The 15646-nt window shown below is 68.0% G+C and carries 13 protein-coding genes; 6 read left to right on the top strand and 7 right to left on the bottom strand.

Annotation, left to right across the window (positions count from 1 at the left end):
• The coding region (locus AC1DSO_RS15905; protein ID WP_477069745.1) for a hypothetical protein at positions 1-156 on the bottom strand (156 nt) is incomplete at its 3' end.
• A 209-nt stretch (positions 157-365) separates the two neighbouring features.
• Here AC1DSO_RS15905 and AC1DSO_RS15900 point away from each other — a divergent pair.
• A complete protein-coding gene (locus AC1DSO_RS15900; RefSeq protein WP_477069744.1) occupies positions 366-581 on the top strand; it encodes a hypothetical protein in 216 nt (71 codons plus the stop codon).
• Between the two features lie 7 nt (positions 582-588).
• On the opposite strand, the gene AC1DSO_RS15895 is transcribed toward AC1DSO_RS15900, so the two are convergent.
• Positions 589-2241 (bottom strand): phosphatidylglycerol lysyltransferase domain-containing protein, encoded by a 1653-nt coding sequence (locus tag AC1DSO_RS15895; protein ID WP_477069743.1) that lies wholly within the window; start codon positions 2239-2241, stop codon positions 589-591.
• A 172-nt stretch (positions 2242-2413) separates the two neighbouring features.
• Between AC1DSO_RS15895 and AC1DSO_RS15890 the strand changes: the two genes are divergently transcribed.
• The 4 genes from AC1DSO_RS15890 (at position 2414) to AC1DSO_RS15875 (ending at position 6532) form a co-directional block, all read left to right on the top strand.
• Positions 2414-3634 carry an acyl-CoA dehydrogenase family protein gene (locus tag AC1DSO_RS15890; protein WP_477069742.1) on the top strand — a complete coding sequence of 407 codons (1221 nt, stop codon included), beginning with the start codon at positions 2414-2416 and terminating at the stop codon, positions 3632-3634.
• The gene (locus tag AC1DSO_RS15885) at positions 3591-4250 is read left to right on the top strand and encodes a DsbA family protein (RefSeq protein ID WP_477069741.1); all 660 of its coding nucleotides are present in this window, start codon (positions 3591-3593) and stop codon (positions 4248-4250) included. Before AC1DSO_RS15890 ends, AC1DSO_RS15885 begins: the two co-directional genes overlap by 44 nt.
• Positions 4250-5383, top strand: coding sequence for an acyl-CoA dehydrogenase family protein (locus tag AC1DSO_RS15880; RefSeq protein ID WP_477069740.1), 1134 nt, complete (start codon positions 4250-4252; stop codon positions 5381-5383). The genes AC1DSO_RS15885 and AC1DSO_RS15880 overlap by 1 nt, the downstream gene beginning before the upstream one ends.
• 426 nt (positions 5384-5809) lie before the next feature.
• Positions 5810-6532: a Crp/Fnr family transcriptional regulator gene (locus AC1DSO_RS15875; RefSeq protein WP_477069739.1), complete on the top strand. Its 723-nt coding sequence runs from the start codon at positions 5810-5812 to the stop codon at positions 6530-6532.
• A gap of 115 nt (positions 6533-6647) precedes the next feature.
• On the opposite strand, the gene pyk is transcribed toward AC1DSO_RS15875, so the two are convergent.
• The 3 genes from pyk to AC1DSO_RS15860 all read right to left on the bottom strand — a co-directional run bounded on the left by pyk (position 6648) and on the right by AC1DSO_RS15860 (position 11896).
• Complete coding sequence (gene pyk, locus AC1DSO_RS15870) at positions 6648-8078, bottom strand: pyruvate kinase (protein ID WP_477069738.1); 1431 nt, start codon at positions 8076-8078, stop codon at positions 6648-6650.
• A 22-nt stretch (positions 8079-8100) separates the two neighbouring features.
• On the bottom strand, positions 8101-10572 hold the full coding sequence (locus tag AC1DSO_RS15865; RefSeq protein ID WP_477069737.1) for a glycoside hydrolase family 3 protein: 2472 nt from the start codon (positions 10570-10572) through the stop codon (positions 8101-8103).
• 304 nt (positions 10573-10876) lie between these two features.
• Positions 10877-11896 (bottom strand): LacI family DNA-binding transcriptional regulator, encoded by a 1020-nt coding sequence (locus AC1DSO_RS15860; protein WP_477069736.1) that lies wholly within the window; start codon positions 11894-11896, stop codon positions 10877-10879.
• A 174-nt stretch (positions 11897-12070) separates the two neighbouring features.
• On the opposite strand from AC1DSO_RS15860, the gene AC1DSO_RS15855 reads away from it, so the two are divergent.
• Positions 12071-12814, top strand: a complete 744-nt coding sequence (locus tag AC1DSO_RS15855; RefSeq protein ID WP_477069735.1) for a hypothetical protein — start codon at positions 12071-12073, stop codon at positions 12812-12814.
• Positions 12815-12824: 10 nt separating this feature from the next.
• On the opposite strand, the gene glk is transcribed toward AC1DSO_RS15855, so the two are convergent.
• On the bottom strand, positions 12825-13820 hold the full coding sequence (gene glk / locus AC1DSO_RS15850) for a glucokinase (protein ID WP_477069734.1): 996 nt from the start codon (positions 13818-13820) through the stop codon (positions 12825-12827).
• Between the two features lie 14 nt (positions 13821-13834).
• On the bottom strand, positions 13835-15643 hold the full coding sequence (gene edd, locus AC1DSO_RS15845; protein ID WP_477069733.1) for a phosphogluconate dehydratase: 1809 nt from the start codon (positions 15641-15643) through the stop codon (positions 13835-13837).
• Between the last annotated feature and the right edge of the window lie 3 nt (positions 15644-15646).

The raw sequence follows: 15646 nt of genomic DNA, 5'->3' as shown, positions 1-15646 counted from the left end.
TTCGGAACCAGGGTCCGAACCCAGACCATCGCCTTCGATGATCATTCGATTGAGCCATTCGCCCAGAGTCATGCCGGAGCGACGCGCGAGGTCCTTGGCGACCTCCCGTGCCTTGGGGTCGATCCCCTTTACGCTCCATGGCGACGCCGCAGTCATTGCGAATCGATCTCCTCGCATCTGAGGAAAACGCTAGTCACCGATTCCTGGGGTGTAAACGCGACCAAAACGCTAGATGTAGCGCCTGTACGATTCACTGTGGAGGAATCGGAACGGAGTCCCAAGATTCTGTAGCGCGCTTCAAAAGCAAGAGGGTTAACGCGGGTTAACCATTTGCCAGGCGGATTGTCGCAGGCCTAGAAGCCGGCATGGACCTTGCCTTCACCATCGCCCTGACAGCCACGTTTCTAATCCTCGCCGTCGTGTGCGGCTGGTTCGGGGCGCGCCCGATCAATGTAATAAAGGGTCCGCGCATGGTTCCGTGGCGCCCGCTGATGATGGTCTGCGTGGTCGGCCTGATGCTGATGATCGTGCATCTGTTGAACCTTCTGGGGGTCCAGACCGGGGGTCCGCCGCGCTACTAGGTCGCGGCTAGCTGGAGGCCTTCTTCGGCCGTTTCGCGAGCCCGGAGACCCCGCCGGAGGACAGCAAACCGATGTCGGCGAGCAGAAAAGGGATGGCCCACTTCTGGGGCGCGGCAATGTAGCGCGGCTGCCAAACGGGGTCGTACTTGTCCTTGTACCGCCTCACGCCCTGGAAATTGTAGATTTCCTCGCCGCGCTCGTAGAGCAGCCGGCCCACCCGCGACATGATCGGGGCCAAGGGCCGGTCTTGCAGGCCGGCCAGCGGCGCGACCCCGAATTCGAACGCTTGATACCCCTCGTCCTTGCCCCACTGCAGGAGCTCGACGAACAGGTAGTCCATGACGTTCTTGGGCGCCTCGTCGGAATAGCGCATCAGGTCCATCGAGAACGCCGTCTTCGAGGACGTAATCCACAGCGTGGCGAAGGCGACGATCTTGCCTTCGTCGCCGCGCACCACCGCGACCGGGAACTCCGCCACGTAGCGCGGATCGAAGCCGCCCATCGAGAAGCTCTTCTCGCCGCCGGCGTGATGGCCCAGCCAGGAGTCCGAAATCCGCTTCAGCTCGTCCATGATCGCCACGGCCGCCCCGACGGGCAGGACCTCGAAGGCCGCGCCGCCCTCCCCGGCCTTGCGCCAGTTGCGGCGCAGGACCTCGCGACGGCGACCGACCAGGCTGAAGGCTTCCAGCGGCACGGCGGCGCTCTCGCCGGTCTTCTGGATGGCGAGGCCAAGATCGACGGTGTCGGGCAGGTCCTCGGGACCCAGGCCGTAAAAGGCCGCGCGGGCGGCGTGGGCGTCGGCCAGCTCGCGGAAACGCCAGAACAGCTCCATCCGCTCGTCGCTCCGGCCAACCGGAGGTCCCAGCGCGATCCACGAGCGGCCGCGCACGCCGAACATCAGGAAGCTCTCGCCCGAGGCCGAAAACAGGAAGCGCTTGTCGCCCAGCAGGGCCAGGTTGGCGCTGGGTTCGGCGTCCTCGGCCTTGGCCAGGATGGCGCGGACGCGGTCGAAGTCCGGGTCGGTGTCGTCGACCACGGGCGGCGTCGCCGCGGTGGCGACCAGCCGCCAGACGCCGACCGCCAGCAGCACGATGGCCGCCGCCACCGACGAGCGGATGGCGCGGGCGGCCTCGTCATGATCCTGCAGCACCCGGATCCAGGACTTGTCGGCGAATTCGGTGTGATTGAACGACCACCAACCCAGCAAGCCCGCCCCAGCCACCGCCGCCCCGGCCGACAGCAGCCAGCCGGGGGTGATCTCCATCTTGGTCAGGGCGGCCTTGCGGGGAAAGGCTTCGTGGAACGGAACGATGCCCAGGAAGCAGATCGACAGCATCGCCGTCTCTTCCCAGTTCAGGCCCTTGAAGATCGCCAGCACCGCAGAGGCGGCCAGCACGATCAGCGCCGCCCACCAAGCCGCGCCCAGCCGCGCGCGCAGGCCGAAAGCCAGCAGCAGCAGAACCAGGCCCAGGATCGACGAGAAGAAGTGGCTGATCTCGATCAGCAGGTCCGGCGCGAAGGCCAGCAGCAGCAGGAAACGGGTCGGCTCAGAGGGGGTCGCCCCCGAGGCCAGCAGCATGACCCCGGCCGAGGCGGCCAGGATCGCCGCCAAGCTCGGAGCGATGGCCAGGGCCGCGGGCCTGAAAACTGTCGAGGACATCCAGATCCCGAAAGGACGAATCCCTCGCGGGATCCAGCAGCGTTCCTCCTATACCGCGCAAACCCCCAAGCGGTCGCGGATCAAGCAGCGAACGTCCGTTTGAATCGACTTGCCGACGCCGCCGCCTGGCGTACTGTGCGCTCAAAGACCGTCCGTTTAGGGAGATGAGACGATGGCCGACTTCGGGGCTTCCGAACTCGACGCCTTTCGCGCCGAAACCCGCGCCTGGCTCGAGGCCAATTACCCGCCGTCCCTGAACGCGCCCATGGGCGAGGACGAGGCGCCGTGGGGCGGCCGCAAGATGGTCTGGAAGAACCCCGACGCCAAGCTGTGGCTGGACCGGATGGCGCAAAAGGGCTGGACCGCCCCGATGTGGCCCGCGGAATACGGCGGCGGCGGCCTCTCCAAGGCCCAGAACAAGGTGCTGGAGCAGGAGCTGCGCCGCCTGAAGGCTCGCCCGGCCCTGATGAGCTTCGGGATCTGGATGCTGGGCCCCGTKCTGCTGGAATACGCCACCGACGAACAGAAGCAGCGTTTCCTGCCCCAGATCGTGCGGGGCGAAACGCGCTGGTGCCAGGGCTACAGCGAACCGGGCGCGGGCTCTGACCTCGCCGCCCTGCAGACCAAGTGCGAAGACATTTCCGACAAGGATGGGGGCGACCACTACCTGATCAACGGCCAGAAGGTCTGGACCAGCTATGCCGATCAGGCCGACTGGATCTTCTGTCTGGTGCGCACCGATGCCTCGAAGAAGCACGAGGGCATCTCGTTCGTGCTGTTCGACATGACCTCGCCCGGCGTCGAGGCGCGGCCGATCAAGCTGATCAGCGGCTCCTCACCGTTCTGCGAGACCTTCTTCGACAATGTGAAGGTCCCCAAGGACCAGTTGGTCGGCAAGCTGAACGGCGGCTGGGACATCGCCAAGCGCCTGCTCCAGTACGAGCGCCAGAACATCAGCGCCTCGGGCTTCGGCGGCGGCGGCGGCCTCAGCCCGGTCGAGGCGGCCAAGAAGGAGATCGGCGTCGACAGCGAAGGCCGCATCGCCGACGGCGACTTCCGCGCGCGCTTGGCCGCCCATTCGATGGACGCCCACGCCTTCATGCTGACCGTGCGCCGGGCCGAGACGGAGTCTAAACAGGGCTCGGGGCCCAGCGCCGCCGTCTCGATCATCAAGTACGCCGCCGCCAAGATGAACCAGGACCGCACCGAACTGCTGGTCGAGGCGCTGGGCCTGCAAGGCCTGGGCTGGCAGGGCGAAGGCTTCAGCGCCGAGGAACTGGCCGCGCCGCGCGCCATGCTGCGCGCCAAGGGCAACTCGATCGAGGGCGGCACCAGCGAGGTGAACCTCAATGTCGTCGCCAAGCGCGTCCTCGGCCTCCTGGACCACCAGTAGTCCGATGATCGAGTTCTGGTACGAGTTCGCCTCGAGCTACTCCTATCCGGCGGCCATGCGCGTTGAACGGCTGGCGGCGGACAAGGGTGTGGCGGTGGCCTGGCGGCCCTTCCTGCTGGGTCCGCTGTTCCATGAGCAACAGGGGTTGAACGACAGCCCTTTCAACGCCTTCCCCGTGAAAGGCGAATACATGTGGCGCGACCTGGAGCGGGTCTGCGAGGACTCGGGCCTGCCGCTGCGTCACCCCAGCCAGTTCCCGCGCAATAGCCTGCTGGCCGCCCGCGTGGCGATCGTGGGCCTGGAGGACGGCTGGACCCCGGCCTTCAGCCGCGCGGTCTACCAGGCCAATTTCGTCGACGACCAGGACATCGGCAGCCCCGAGGTTCTCGCGCCCCTGATCGCCAGTGTCGGCGCGGGGCCAGAGCACGTGCTGGCCGCCGCCCAGTCCGATCCGGTCAAGGCCCGGCTGAAGGACCATGTCCGCCAAGCCAAGGAACGCGGCCTGTTCGGCGCGCCCAGCTTTCTCACCGCCGATGGCGAGCTCTTCTGGGGCAACGACCGTCTGGAACAGGCCCTGGACTGGGCCGCCCGTCACCAATCCACGGAGCACGCCTGATGGCCGTCCTGACCGAAGAACAGACCATGCTGCGCGACGCCGCCAAGGGCTGGACCACCGACAGCGCGCCCGTCACCGCCCTGCGCAAGTTGCGCGACGGCAAGACCGGCCAAAGCTTCGATCCCACCGCCTGGAAGGACATGGGCGAGATGGGCTGGGCGGGGGTGGTCGTGCCCGAGGCCTATGACGGCTCCGCCTTTGGCTATCTGGGCCTGGGCCTGATCCTGGAAGAGACGGGCCGGACGCTGGCCGCCTCCCCCCTGCTCTCCACCGCCCTGATCGCCGCCTCGGCCCTGCAGCTGGGCGGCTCTGACGACCAGAAACAGGCCTGGCTGCCGAAGATCGCCGCGGGCGAGCTCGTCGCCACCCTGGCGATCGACGAGGGCTCGCACCACGCGCCCGCCCGTACGGCCCTGACGGCGACCAAAGGCGAAACCGGCTACGTGCTGAACGGAACCAAGACCTTCGTGCTGGACGGCGAAGCCGCCGACCTGCTGATCGTCGCCGCCCGCACCGGCGGCAAGGTCGGCGAGACCGAGGGCCTGACCCTGTTCCTGGTGGCCGGCGACGCCCCCGGCGTCACCCGCGCGCATCTGGCGCTGGTGGACTCGCGCGGCGCGGCCCGGATCGCCTTCGACGGCGTCGAGGTCGGCGCGGACGCCGTGCTGGGCGAGGTCGACAAGGGCTGGGCCGTGCTGGAGCCGACCCTCGACCGCGCCTATGCGGGCTTGGCCGCCGAGATGCTGGGCAGCGCCAGCGCCGCCTTCGACATCACCCTGGACTATCTGAAGACCCGCACCCAGTTCGGTCAGGTGATCGGCACGTTCCAGGCCCTGCAGCACCGCGCCGCCAAGTGGTTCACCGACCTGGAGAYCACCCGCTCTTGCGTCGAGGCCGCGCTGGAAGCGATCGACGCCGGGGGGGACACCCGAGCCCTCGCTTCCCTGGCCAAGGCCAAGGCCAGCGACCTGGTCCACCTGGCCAGCAACGAGATGGTCCAGATGCATGGCGGCATCGGCATGACCGACGCCCACGACGCTGGCCTCTACATGAAGCGCGCCCGCGTCACCGAGGCCTTGTTCGGCGGCGCCAGCTTCCACCGCGATCGCTACGCCCGCCTGATGGGATTCTAAAGGACGCTACCCCCAGACCTGGGGATAGGCCGCCCCCGAGGGAGCGTCGGTCTGGCACTGACGGACCGGTGTCCCGCGGCCCTGGCCAGGGCGAATAGAATTTCCGGCGAAGGCTCTTCCTCGTGGATCTCACCGGAAGCGCCGTGGCTTTCCGCGAGATCCTGTGCGTCCACAAGCCGCCTCTCTGGCGGCTTTTTCTTTTAGTCAGACAGGTAATCGCAGGTTGCAGGCAATCTGCATTGAGTAGTTATGTCGGGAACCCGACTAAGCGGTGCGCTATCAAATGATGGCGAAAAATAGACGGTTTCGCGGACTCTTCTTTTTTCGCGACGTCCCTGACTGGATTGTGTCGGCTAAGCGACGGCGCGGCCAAGCTGACCCACCTATATCTTGCAACCCTTGCCGCGAGACGGCGTTCGATTCAGCATGACTGGGCCGTTAGCGACCTTGAAGAACCGCCTGCTCTCCGCATTGCCGCCCGAAGACCGGGCCCTGCTCACGCCCCATCTCGCCGCGGCGGACCTCGACAAGGGCCGCCTGCTCTACGACCCGGGCGACGTGATCGATCAGGTCTATTTCCCGAACGATTGCGTCATCTCGCTGATGACCTTGATGGAGAGCGGCGCGGCGATCGAGTCCGCCGCCATCGGCCGCGAAGGGGCTTTGGGCCTGATGGCCGCCGTGGCGCCGCGCCAGTCGCTGTCACGCGCCATCGTCCAGTCGCCAGGCTCGGCCCTGCGGATCGCCGCCGGCCCTCTGCACGATGTCTGGACGCGCAGCGCGCCGCTCCGCGACCTCGTCGACCGTCACAACGAGGCCCTGTTCGGCCACGCCATTCAGTCGGTGGCCTGCAACGCCCTGCACGCCGTCGAGGCCCGGTTCTGCCGTTGGCTGCTGTCGTGTCACGACCGCATCGACACCCACACCGTCAACCTGACCCAGGAGTTCCTGGCCGATATGCTGGGCGTCCAGCGCACCACTGTCACCGCCGTCGCCGGCTCGCTGCAGGCCAAGGGCCTGATCCGCTATCGGCGCGGCGTGGTCGACATCCTGGACCGCGCCGGCCTCGAGACCGTGGCCTGCGAGTGCTATGGCGCGGTGCGGCGCGGGTACGAGCGGCTGCTGCCGGCCTCGTTCGAGCAGCAATAGAGGCTGTCATCCCGGGCGCAGCCCAGCGCAGACCCGGGATCGCAAAGAGCTCCGAGCTTGCCACGGTCCCGGCTCGGCGCGCTTCGCGCCTGGCCGGGATGACAGTTTTAACGGATTACCGCCGGCGCGCCGGCGAAGGCGCGTGGGCCAGGCGCAGCAGGTTGGCGGCGCCCGGAGCTCCGAACGGCGTCCCGGCCACGACCAGCAGGCGCTCGCCCGGCGCGACCAGGCCCAGCTCCAGGGCTTTGCTCGAGGCGTCGGTGGTGACGACCTCGAGGCTGTCGGGCTGGGCGCTGACCCGCGGCTCCACGCCCCAGACCAGAGCCATGCGCCGCACGGCGTTGATGTCGGGCGACAGGGCCAGCACCGGCTGCAGCGGCCGTTCGCGGGCCAGGCGGCGCGCGGTCGCGCCGGTAGTGGTGAAGGCCACCAGGCACTTTGTCGAACCCGCCTTGGCCGCGCCGGCGGCGGCGACCACCAGCACGTCGGCGTCGTCGTCGTCGTGGTGCTGCTCGGCCTGCATCAGCTCGGGCCAGCGCGGATCGCGTTCGACGCGCTCGATGATGCGATTCATCATCGAGACGGATTCTTCCGGATATTCGCCAGCCGCCGATTCCGCCGACAGCATCACCGCGTCCGCGCCCTCATAGACCGCGTTGGCCACGTCCGAGGCCTCGGCGCGGGTCGGGGTGGGCGAGCTGATCATCGATTCCAGCATCTGGGTGGCGACGATCACCGGGATGCCGCGCTCGCGCGCCGCCCGCAGGATGACCTTCTGAGCCACCGGCACCTCTTCCGGGGCCATTTCGACGCCGAGGTCGCCGCGGGCGACCATGACGCCGTCGCAGAGGTCGAGGATCGGACCCAGCACCTTCAAGGCCTGCGGCTTTTCGATCTTGGCCAGCACGGCGGCGCGGCCTTCGACGATGCGGCGCAGCTCGGCCATGTCTTCCGGCGCCTGCACGAACGACAGGGCGATCCAGTCGACGCCCAGGCGCAGGGCGAAGGCCAGGTCCTCGCGGTCCTTGGCGGTCAGGGGCGACATCGGGATGACGACGTCCGGCACCGCCACGCCCTTGCGCTCGGACAGCTTGCCGCCGTTGACGACCGTGGTGTTGGCGTAGCCGGGACCGGCGTCGGTCACGGTCATGCGCAGCTTGCCGTCATCGAGCAGCAGGGTCGCGCCCGGCCGCATGGCGGTCAGGATTTCGGGATGCGGCAGATGCACCCGCGTCTCGTCGCCGGGCGTCGGATCGCTGTCGAAGCGGAACGCCTGGCCGGCTTTCAGAATGACCGGACCGTTGGCGAACTTGCCGACGCGCAGCTTGGGACCTTGCAGATCGGCCAGGATGCCCAGCGGACGGTCGACGATCGCCTCGGCCTCGCGGATCGCCGCGTAGACGGCGGCGTGGGTCTCGTGGGCCCCGTGGCTGAAGTTCAGGCGGAACACGTCCGCCCCGGCCTTGGCCAGGGTGACGATCATGTCGCGCGAGCTGGAGGCGGGGCCAAGCGTGGCGACGATGCGGGAGCGACGGGCGCGGATCATGCCGTCGCTCCTTCTTGATGGATTAGCTTGGCGGACAGAAGGCGTCGCCCTCGTTGGACGCCAGCCTGATTTCCGTGAACGACAGCGTCAGACGCCCCGTGGTCGACAAGGCGAACGGGGATGAAACATGCTCCATCTTGGCGCCCTTGGCCATGAAGCAGGAAAGTTTGATCTTGGCCGTACGCCATTCGCCGATTTTCGCACCTGACAACGTTGACGTCACGTCTACAGCCGCCCCGCAGGATTCGCCACAGACTATCCCAAGGGAAACGGGTTTCTCTGGGATCGCATCGACGCGGTAACGGATCATCACGGCCATGTCGCCGGTCGTCTGGCGCGAAAGGTCGACGGGCTGGCCCATGACGGTCAACGCGCCGGCGCCCTCGCCGCTCCACGTCGCTTGGCGGGCGTTCTCCTGCGCGCCGGCGTCCACCGTCTTCAGCGAGACGGTCCCGGCAGCGTTCATCGTCCACGGCGGGGGCGCCCGGCCGGCGACGAAATAGCGGTCGACATTGACCGCCGCCGACGCCGTCCCCGGGTCCTCGGAAAGCGCCGCGACCTTGCCAGGCTTGGCGTAGGTCAAGCCGTAGCCGTAGGCGAACAGCGGGTCATAGTTCTTGTCGCCGACATTGATCGGCTCCTGGTCGGCGCGCTTGGGCCAGCTGAACGACAGCTTGCCCTGGAAATCGTGGCGCGGCTTGCCGGCCTTGTCGCCCACCAGCACGTCGGCGACGCCGCCGCCCTCCGAGCCCGGCAGCCAGGCCGCGACGAAGGCGTCCGAGGCGTTGATCTCGGGATTGGTCCACAGCGGGCGACCGCTGAGGAACACCGAGACTACCGGGATCCCGGCGGCCTTCAGCTTCTTCAGCAAGGCCAGGTCGGTCTTGTCGCCCGGTTGGTATTCGGCGGTGGCGACGTCGCCCTGGAACTCGGCGTAGGGGTTCTCGCCGAACACCACGATGGCCACGTCGGGCTTGGTCTTGAAGTCGCCGGACACCGCCAGTTCGGCGCTGCCACCGCCGGCCTTCACGGCCTCGGCGATGCCGCCATAGATCGACTGGCCGTGCGGGAAGTCGCTGTTCTTGTTGCCTGTGCCTTGCCAGGTCAGGGTCCAGCCGCCGGCGGCCTTGCCGATGTCGTCGGCGCCGTCGCCGGCCACCAGCACATGGGCCGAGCTCTTCAGCGGCAGGACACCTTGGTTCTTCAGCAAGACCAGCGACTTGCGAACCGCTTCGCGGGCCACGGCGCGATGGGCGGGGGCGCCCAGCAGTTCGTACTTGCCTTCCAGCGGACGCTTGTCCTCGAACAGTCCCGCCTTGACCTTGACGCGCAGGATGCGGCGCACCGCGTCGTCGATCCTCGCCATCGAAATCTGGCCGGCCTTCACCTGGGCCAGGGTGTTGTCATAGAGCCCCTTCCAGCTGTCGGGGGCCATCATCATGTCCATGCCGGCGTTGTAGGCCTGGGCGCAGTTGGTGTTGGTGCAGCCCTCGACCTGGCCGTGGGCGTTCCAGTCGCCGACCACGAAGCCCTGGAAGCCCAGCCGCCCCTTCAGCACGTCGGTGACCAGGCTCTTGTTACCGGTGTGCTTGACGCCGTTCCAGCTGGAGAACGAGACCATCACCGACAGGATGCCGGCGTCGATGGCCGGCGGATAGCCGGCGGCGTGCAGGCGGACGAGGTCGGCCTCGGAGATCTTGGCGTCGCCCTGGTCGCGGCCGTTTTCGGTGCCGCCGTCGGCCAGGAAGTGCTTGGCCGAGCCGGCCACGTGGCCCGCCGCCAGCGGCTTGCCGGCGACTAGCGCGCCCTGCAGGCCCAAGGTCATCGGGCCCGAATAGGTCTTCACGACTTCCGGGTCCTCGGCATAGCCCTCGTAGGCGCGGCCCCAGCGCTCGTCGCGCGGCACGGCCACGGTGGGGCCGAAGGTCCAGTCGGCGCCCGAGGCGGCCATTTCCTGGGCGGTCGCTTCGCCGATCCGTCGGATTAGACCCGGATCGCGCGCCGCGCCTAGGCCGATGTTGTGCGGAAAGATCGTGGAACCGACGACATTGTTGTGCCCGTGCACGGCGTCGACGCCGAAGATGATCGGAATTTCCTGATGGCCGCCGCGCGTTTCCAGCGCCGCGGCGCGGAAGGCGCGGATCCACTCGACCCAGCGCTGCGGCGTGGCGCGGTCGTTGCCGTCCGGCGCGCTGTTGCCGCCGACCAGCACCGAGCCCAGGCGGTACTTTTTTAGCTCTTCCGGCGTGATCGAGGCGCCGTCGGCCTGGATGGTTTGGGCGACCTTCTCCTCGACGCTCATCCGGCTCATCAACTGGGTGATGAAGGCCTCGGTCTTGGCGTTGGTGATCGCCGCCGGACTGGCGGCCTTGGGCCAGACTTCCGGGTGYGCGACGGCGGCAGGATTGGTTTGGGCCGAAGCAGTCCCCGCCAGGCCGCCGGCAAGGATAAGGGCCACCGCGGAGGCGCGGACGAGACGACCAGATACGGACATGATGTTTCCCAGGATACGCCCGCCCCCCGGCGGACCTCGCGAAATGTCGAGAAAGGCGCTCGGCGCGGCGCTTGCGGGGTTACCGCGCCGAGCGAAAGAAAAGCGGTCAGGTCCGCTTGGAGGGGAGTGATCGTGCACACAAGGTGCGACGGGCGCTGGTCAGGCCAGGCGAGGTCATGGCGTTTCCTCCTGACGCCGCCTTTCCGTGGGCGACCGTCTTGATCGCCTTGATGTCACGTAGATCGGACAGCGCTGTCAAGAACAATATGATTGCGGTAACACGTCCCCGCGATCCGAAAAGCGCCTAATCGGCCGATTGCGCGGTGGATTCCCGAACCACCAGCTCGAAATCCAGCAGGCGGGACGGCGGCGGCGCCCCCTCCTCCTGCTCGACGCCATGCATCAACATATCGGCGGCGGCGCCGGCCATGGCGAAGATGGGCTGGCGCACGGTGGTCAGCTGCGGCCAGGTGATCTTGGCGCCGGGCGTGTCGTCGAAGCCGGCGACGGCCAGGGCTTGAGGCACGTCCAGGCGCATCCGATTGGCCACCGCCATTACGCCCAGCGCCATGTCGTCGTTCGAGGCGAAGATCGCGGTCGGACGGTCGGCGCCGCCTAGCAACCGCTCGGCCGCCTCGAAGCCCGAGCGGAACGAGAACCAGCCCTGCTCCATCCGGTCGTCGCGAATGGGCAGGCCGGCGTCGCGCATCGCGTCGATGAAGCCCTGATGGCGCCGGTGCGACGCGCCGTGGTCTGGGTGGCCGATGATGAAGCCGATGTCCTTGTGGCCCAGGTCGATCAGGTGCTTGGTCATCTCGAAAGCGGCCAGACGGTCGTCCATGCTGACCCACGGCGCGCGATCGATGTCGCCCCCCGGGGCGATGCGGACGTAAGGCACCCCTTCCTGCTCCAGCGCGGCCAGCACCACCGGGTGGTCACAGAGCGGCGGGGTCAGGATCACCCCGTCCATGCGCAGCGTCGCTAGCATCGGCGCGACCTGGTCCTCGACGTCGCCGGTCGAGTCGATCGGTTCGACGATCAGGTGATAGCCCTCTTGGCGACACCGCGCGATCGCGCCCAGCTGTACGTCGGTGACGTAGCCGGGGCTGGGGTTGTCGAAGAAGACGCCGATCAGATAGGCCTTCGAACCCGCCAGGCTGCGAGCCGAGATGTTGGGCCGGTACTTCAGCGCCGCGACGGCGGCCTGCACCCGGTCACGGGTGTCGGCCTTGACGTTGGGCTCCCGGTTGAGCACCCGCGAAACGGTCTTGATCGACACCCCGCTCTCGCGGGCGACGTCGTGGATCGTGATCTTGGCGCTCAATTCCGTTCCTCGCCGTCCCGATTCGTTCGGTTTGGCGAATACTAAGCCATGACAAGGCTGTCATGGCGAGACCTTCCCCGCGCAACCCAAAAACGAGCAGAGCAGCCACTTTACACCCTTCAATCGAGCCCAGTATGAAGTGCCGGCGCGGTCGCGCTGATCGAAGGGGGCCTCATGTTTCGTTTCAAGGCGCTGGCGCTGTCGGCGTTCGTTCTGCTGAGCGCAAGCGTCGCGCATGCTCAGGATCCCGCCACGCGGCTGAACCAGCTGGGAAGTTATGCGGGGCTGATGGCGACCTGTGAGCTGGTCGGTTTCGAGACCCATGACGAGGCTGATCGTTTCGCCCAAGTGGCCTCGGCAGAAGCCGCCAAATCGGGCTTTTCCGAGACTCTGTCGGTAACCTACTTGACCAATTCTATGGAACAGGCCGCCAGCGCGGCGAAAGCGGCACTCAAGGGCGACCAGAGGGACGGTCCGAATTTCGCGGCGCTCATCCGAGGCCAGATGCAGACTTGGACAGCCACTTGCCATCAGATCGCCCGAGATCCCATCGGGCGCATCCTGGTGACCGACTCCGCCACAAGCGATGAAATCCTGGTTCGCACCGCCGCCGACAAGCTGTTGTGGACGACCGGATGGGCCAGTTGGCAGACGGGCTACATACGCGCCGCCGGTGATCTCGCCTACGCTGTCGGCGCCTGCTCGGCGCGCTTGTCTCCCGCCCAGGCCACCGCCTATCTCGCGGCGCTGCGCAAGCCCGACGCCTTTGGGGCGAGCGTCGGCGACCGAGGAGAGCGGTACATGGACTTCTGGTTGGACCAGGGGCAGGAAAACGCAGCGGAACTCGATTTCGACGCGGGCCAGTGCAAGAAGGTCCTGACCGAGCGCGCCACGACACTGAAGGCGACGCCGCGCTAGGCCTGGCGGTTTACGAAACCGCCGCCCTGCCCTCAGGCGTCAGGGCCACCGCCGCGCCGATCAACGCCGTGTGCGGGTGCAGGATGACGTGGGTCGGGATCGCCTGGGTGAAGCCCGACAGGCGGCCCTTGGCGTCGAAGCGTTCGCGGAACGGGCTCTTTTCCAGGATGTCGATGATCCGGGGCGCGATACCGCCGGCGATGAACACCCCGCCGCGCGCGCCCAGGGTCAGGGCGATGTCGCCGGCCGTCGAACCCAGCACGGCGCAGAACCGGTTCACGGTGGCCAGGCAGTCGGTGCAGCCTTCGACGGCGCGCTCGGTGATCTGCTTGGCGGCCAGGGCGTCGACCTTGCGGCCTTCGGCCTGCGCCAAAGCGAGGTGCAGGTCCTCCATGCCGGGACCCGACAGGATGCGCTCGACCGAGACGCGGCCGCCGCCCAGCTGCTTGGTCAGGGCGCGCAGAACCTCGATCTCGACCTCGTCGAGCGGCGCGAAGGCGACATGGCCGCCCTCGGTGGCCAGCGGGAGTTCCTGGCCGTGACGGCGCACTAGGCCGGCGACGCCAAAGCCGGTGCCCGGGCCGAGGATGGCCAAGTCTCCCTCGCCCGAGGTCGGCAGGTGGCCGATCTGGCGCAGGTCCTTGGGGCCCAGGCGCGGCGCGGCCAGAGCCTGGGCGGTGAAGTCGTTGATCAGCTTGGCGGTGCGGAAACCGCCGGCGCGACGCAGGCTGTCCTCGGAGATCCGCCAGTCCAGGTTGGTCATGTGGACCTGGCCGTGCTCGATCGGGCCGGCCACCGCCACCACCGCCTGGTCGGGATGCCGCACCCCGACCTTTTGCAGATAGTGCTCGATGGCGGCTTCAGCCGTGCCGTAGTCCTCGCCCTTATAGGTGGTCGGCTCGATCAGACGCGGGTCCTGACCGTCGAATTCGACCAGGGCGAAGCGGGCGTTGGTGCCGCCGATGTCGCCGACGAGGCCCAGCCCCCCGGTGTGATTGCCGTCCATGACCTAGCGCTTCCTCAAGCAAAGACGGACGCGCCGGCGTCGGCGGCGCCGACCCCCGACCGCATCCATCCGAACAGTTCCCTACCAAAGCCCGGCTTGCTCGCCGGGACGTTCGCCGGCGTGCGAGCCAGCAGCGCCGCCTCGTCCACCAGGATGTTGAGTTCGCCGGTTTCGGCGTTGACGCTGATCACGTCGCCGTCCTGGACATAGGCCAGCGGCCCGCCCTTGGCGGCTTCCGGCGTCACGTGGATGGCGGCCGGCGTCTTGCCCGAGGCGCCGGACATGCGGCCGTCGGTGACCAGGGCGACCTTGTAGCCGCGGTCCAGCAGCACCGAGATCGACGGCGACAGGTTGTGCAGCTCGGGCATGCCGTTGGCCGACGGCCCCTGGAAGCGGACCACGACGACGACGTCGCGATCCAGCTCGCCGCGCTTGAAGGCGGCGATGAAGTCTTCCTGCTCCTGGAACACCGCGGCCGGGGCGGTGATCACGTGGTGCTCAGGCTTGACGGCCGAGATCTTCATGACGCCGCGCCCCAGGTTGCCGGCCATCAGGCGCAGGCCGCCTTCCTTGCTGAACGGGTCCGAGACCGGCCGCACGATGGCGGTGTCCAGGCTCTCCAGAGCGCCTTCGCGCCAGGTCAGCACGCCGTCCTCGAGGTGCGGTTCCTGGGCGTAGAGCGACAGGCCGGCGCCGGCGATGGTCTGGACGTCCTCGTGGACGAGGCCGGCCTTCAGCAGTTCGCGGATCACGAACGCCATGCCGCCAGCGGCCTGGAAGTGGTTCACGTCGGCCGAGCCGTTCGGATAGACGCGGGCCAGCAGCGGCGTGGCCTTGGAGATGTCGTCCAGATCCTCCAGCGTCAGCAGGATGCCGGCCGCGTGGGCCATGGCGACCATATGCAGGGCCAGGTTGGTCGAGCCGCCAGTGGCCATCAGGCCGACAGCGCCGTTGACCACGGCCTTCTCGTCGATGATCCGGCCGACGGGAATGAACTCGTTGCCCTTGTTGGTCACCGAGGCGACGCGGCGCGCGGCTTCCTTGACCAGCGCCTCGCGCAGCGGCGTGTTGGGATGCACGAAGGCCGAGCCCGGCAGGTGCAGGCCCATCAGCTCCATCAGCATCTGGTTGGTGTTGGCCGTGCCGTAGAAGGTGCAGGTGCCTGGCCCGTGGTAGCTGGCGCTCTCGGCTTCCAGCAGCTCGGCGCGGCCGACCTTGCCCTCGGCGTAGAGGGCGCGGATGCGGGCCTTCTCGCTGTTGGGCAGGCCCGAGGTCATCGGGCCGGCGGGCACGAACAGCGCCGGCAGGTGGCTGAAGGTCAGGGCGCCGATCACCAGGCCGGGCACGATCTTGTCGCAGACGCCCAGATAGAGCGCCGCGTCGAAGGCGTCGTGGGTCAGGGCGACGGCCGTGGCCATGGCGATGACGTCGCGCGAGAACAGCGACAGCTCCATGCCCGGACGACCCTGGGTGACGCCGTCGCACATGGCCGGCACGCCGCCGGCGAACTGGGCGGTGGCCCCGACCTCGCGGGCGGCGGCCTTGATCAGCGCCGGATACTCTTCCAGCGGCTGGTGGGCCGACAGCATGTCGTTATAGGCCGAGACGATGCCGATGTTCGGCGCGTTCGGGTCCAGGGCGCGGACCTTGTCGACGCCGGGCGAGGCGGCGAAGGCGTGGGCCCAGTTGGCGCAGGACAGCTTGGCCCGGCCGGGCTGGCTGTCGATCGCGTGCTGCATGTTGGCCAGGTAGGCCGCGCGGCTGTCCTTGCTGCGCGCCACGATGCGGGCGGTGACTTCGGCGATGACCGGGTTCAGGCTCATGGC

This window comes from Caulobacter sp. P4_E5 (assembly GCF_056401555.1).
Note: the sequence above shows the minus strand (reverse complement) of the source record. Positions and strands in the feature narration are given on the sequence as shown.

Coding starts and splice junctions, on each gene's coding strand:
- pyk (WP_477069738.1), bottom strand. CDS start 8,078: ATGATCCGCGCCCGTCGCTCCCGCATCGTCGCCACGCTTGGCCCCGCC.
- AC1DSO_RS15875 (WP_477069739.1), top strand. CDS start 5,810: ATGACTGGGCCGTTAGCGACCTTGAAGAACCGCCTGCTCTCCGCATTG.
- edd (WP_477069733.1), bottom strand. CDS start 15,643: ATGAGCCTGAACCCGGTCATCGCCGAAGTCACCGCCCGCATCGTGGCG.
- AC1DSO_RS15885 (WP_477069741.1), top strand. CDS start 3,591: ATGTCGTCGCCAAGCGCGTCCTCGGCCTCCTGGACCACCAGTAGTCCG.
- AC1DSO_RS15895 (WP_477069743.1), bottom strand. CDS start 2,241: ATGTCCTCGACAGTTTTCAGGCCCGCGGCCCTGGCCATCGCTCCGAGC.
- glk (WP_477069734.1), bottom strand. CDS start 13,820: ATGGACGGCAATCACACCGGGGGGCTGGGCCTCGTCGGCGACATCGGC.
- AC1DSO_RS15855 (WP_477069735.1), top strand. CDS start 12,071: ATGTTTCGTTTCAAGGCGCTGGCGCTGTCGGCGTTCGTTCTGCTGAGC.
- AC1DSO_RS15900 (WP_477069744.1), top strand. CDS start 366: ATGGACCTTGCCTTCACCATCGCCCTGACAGCCACGTTTCTAATCCTC.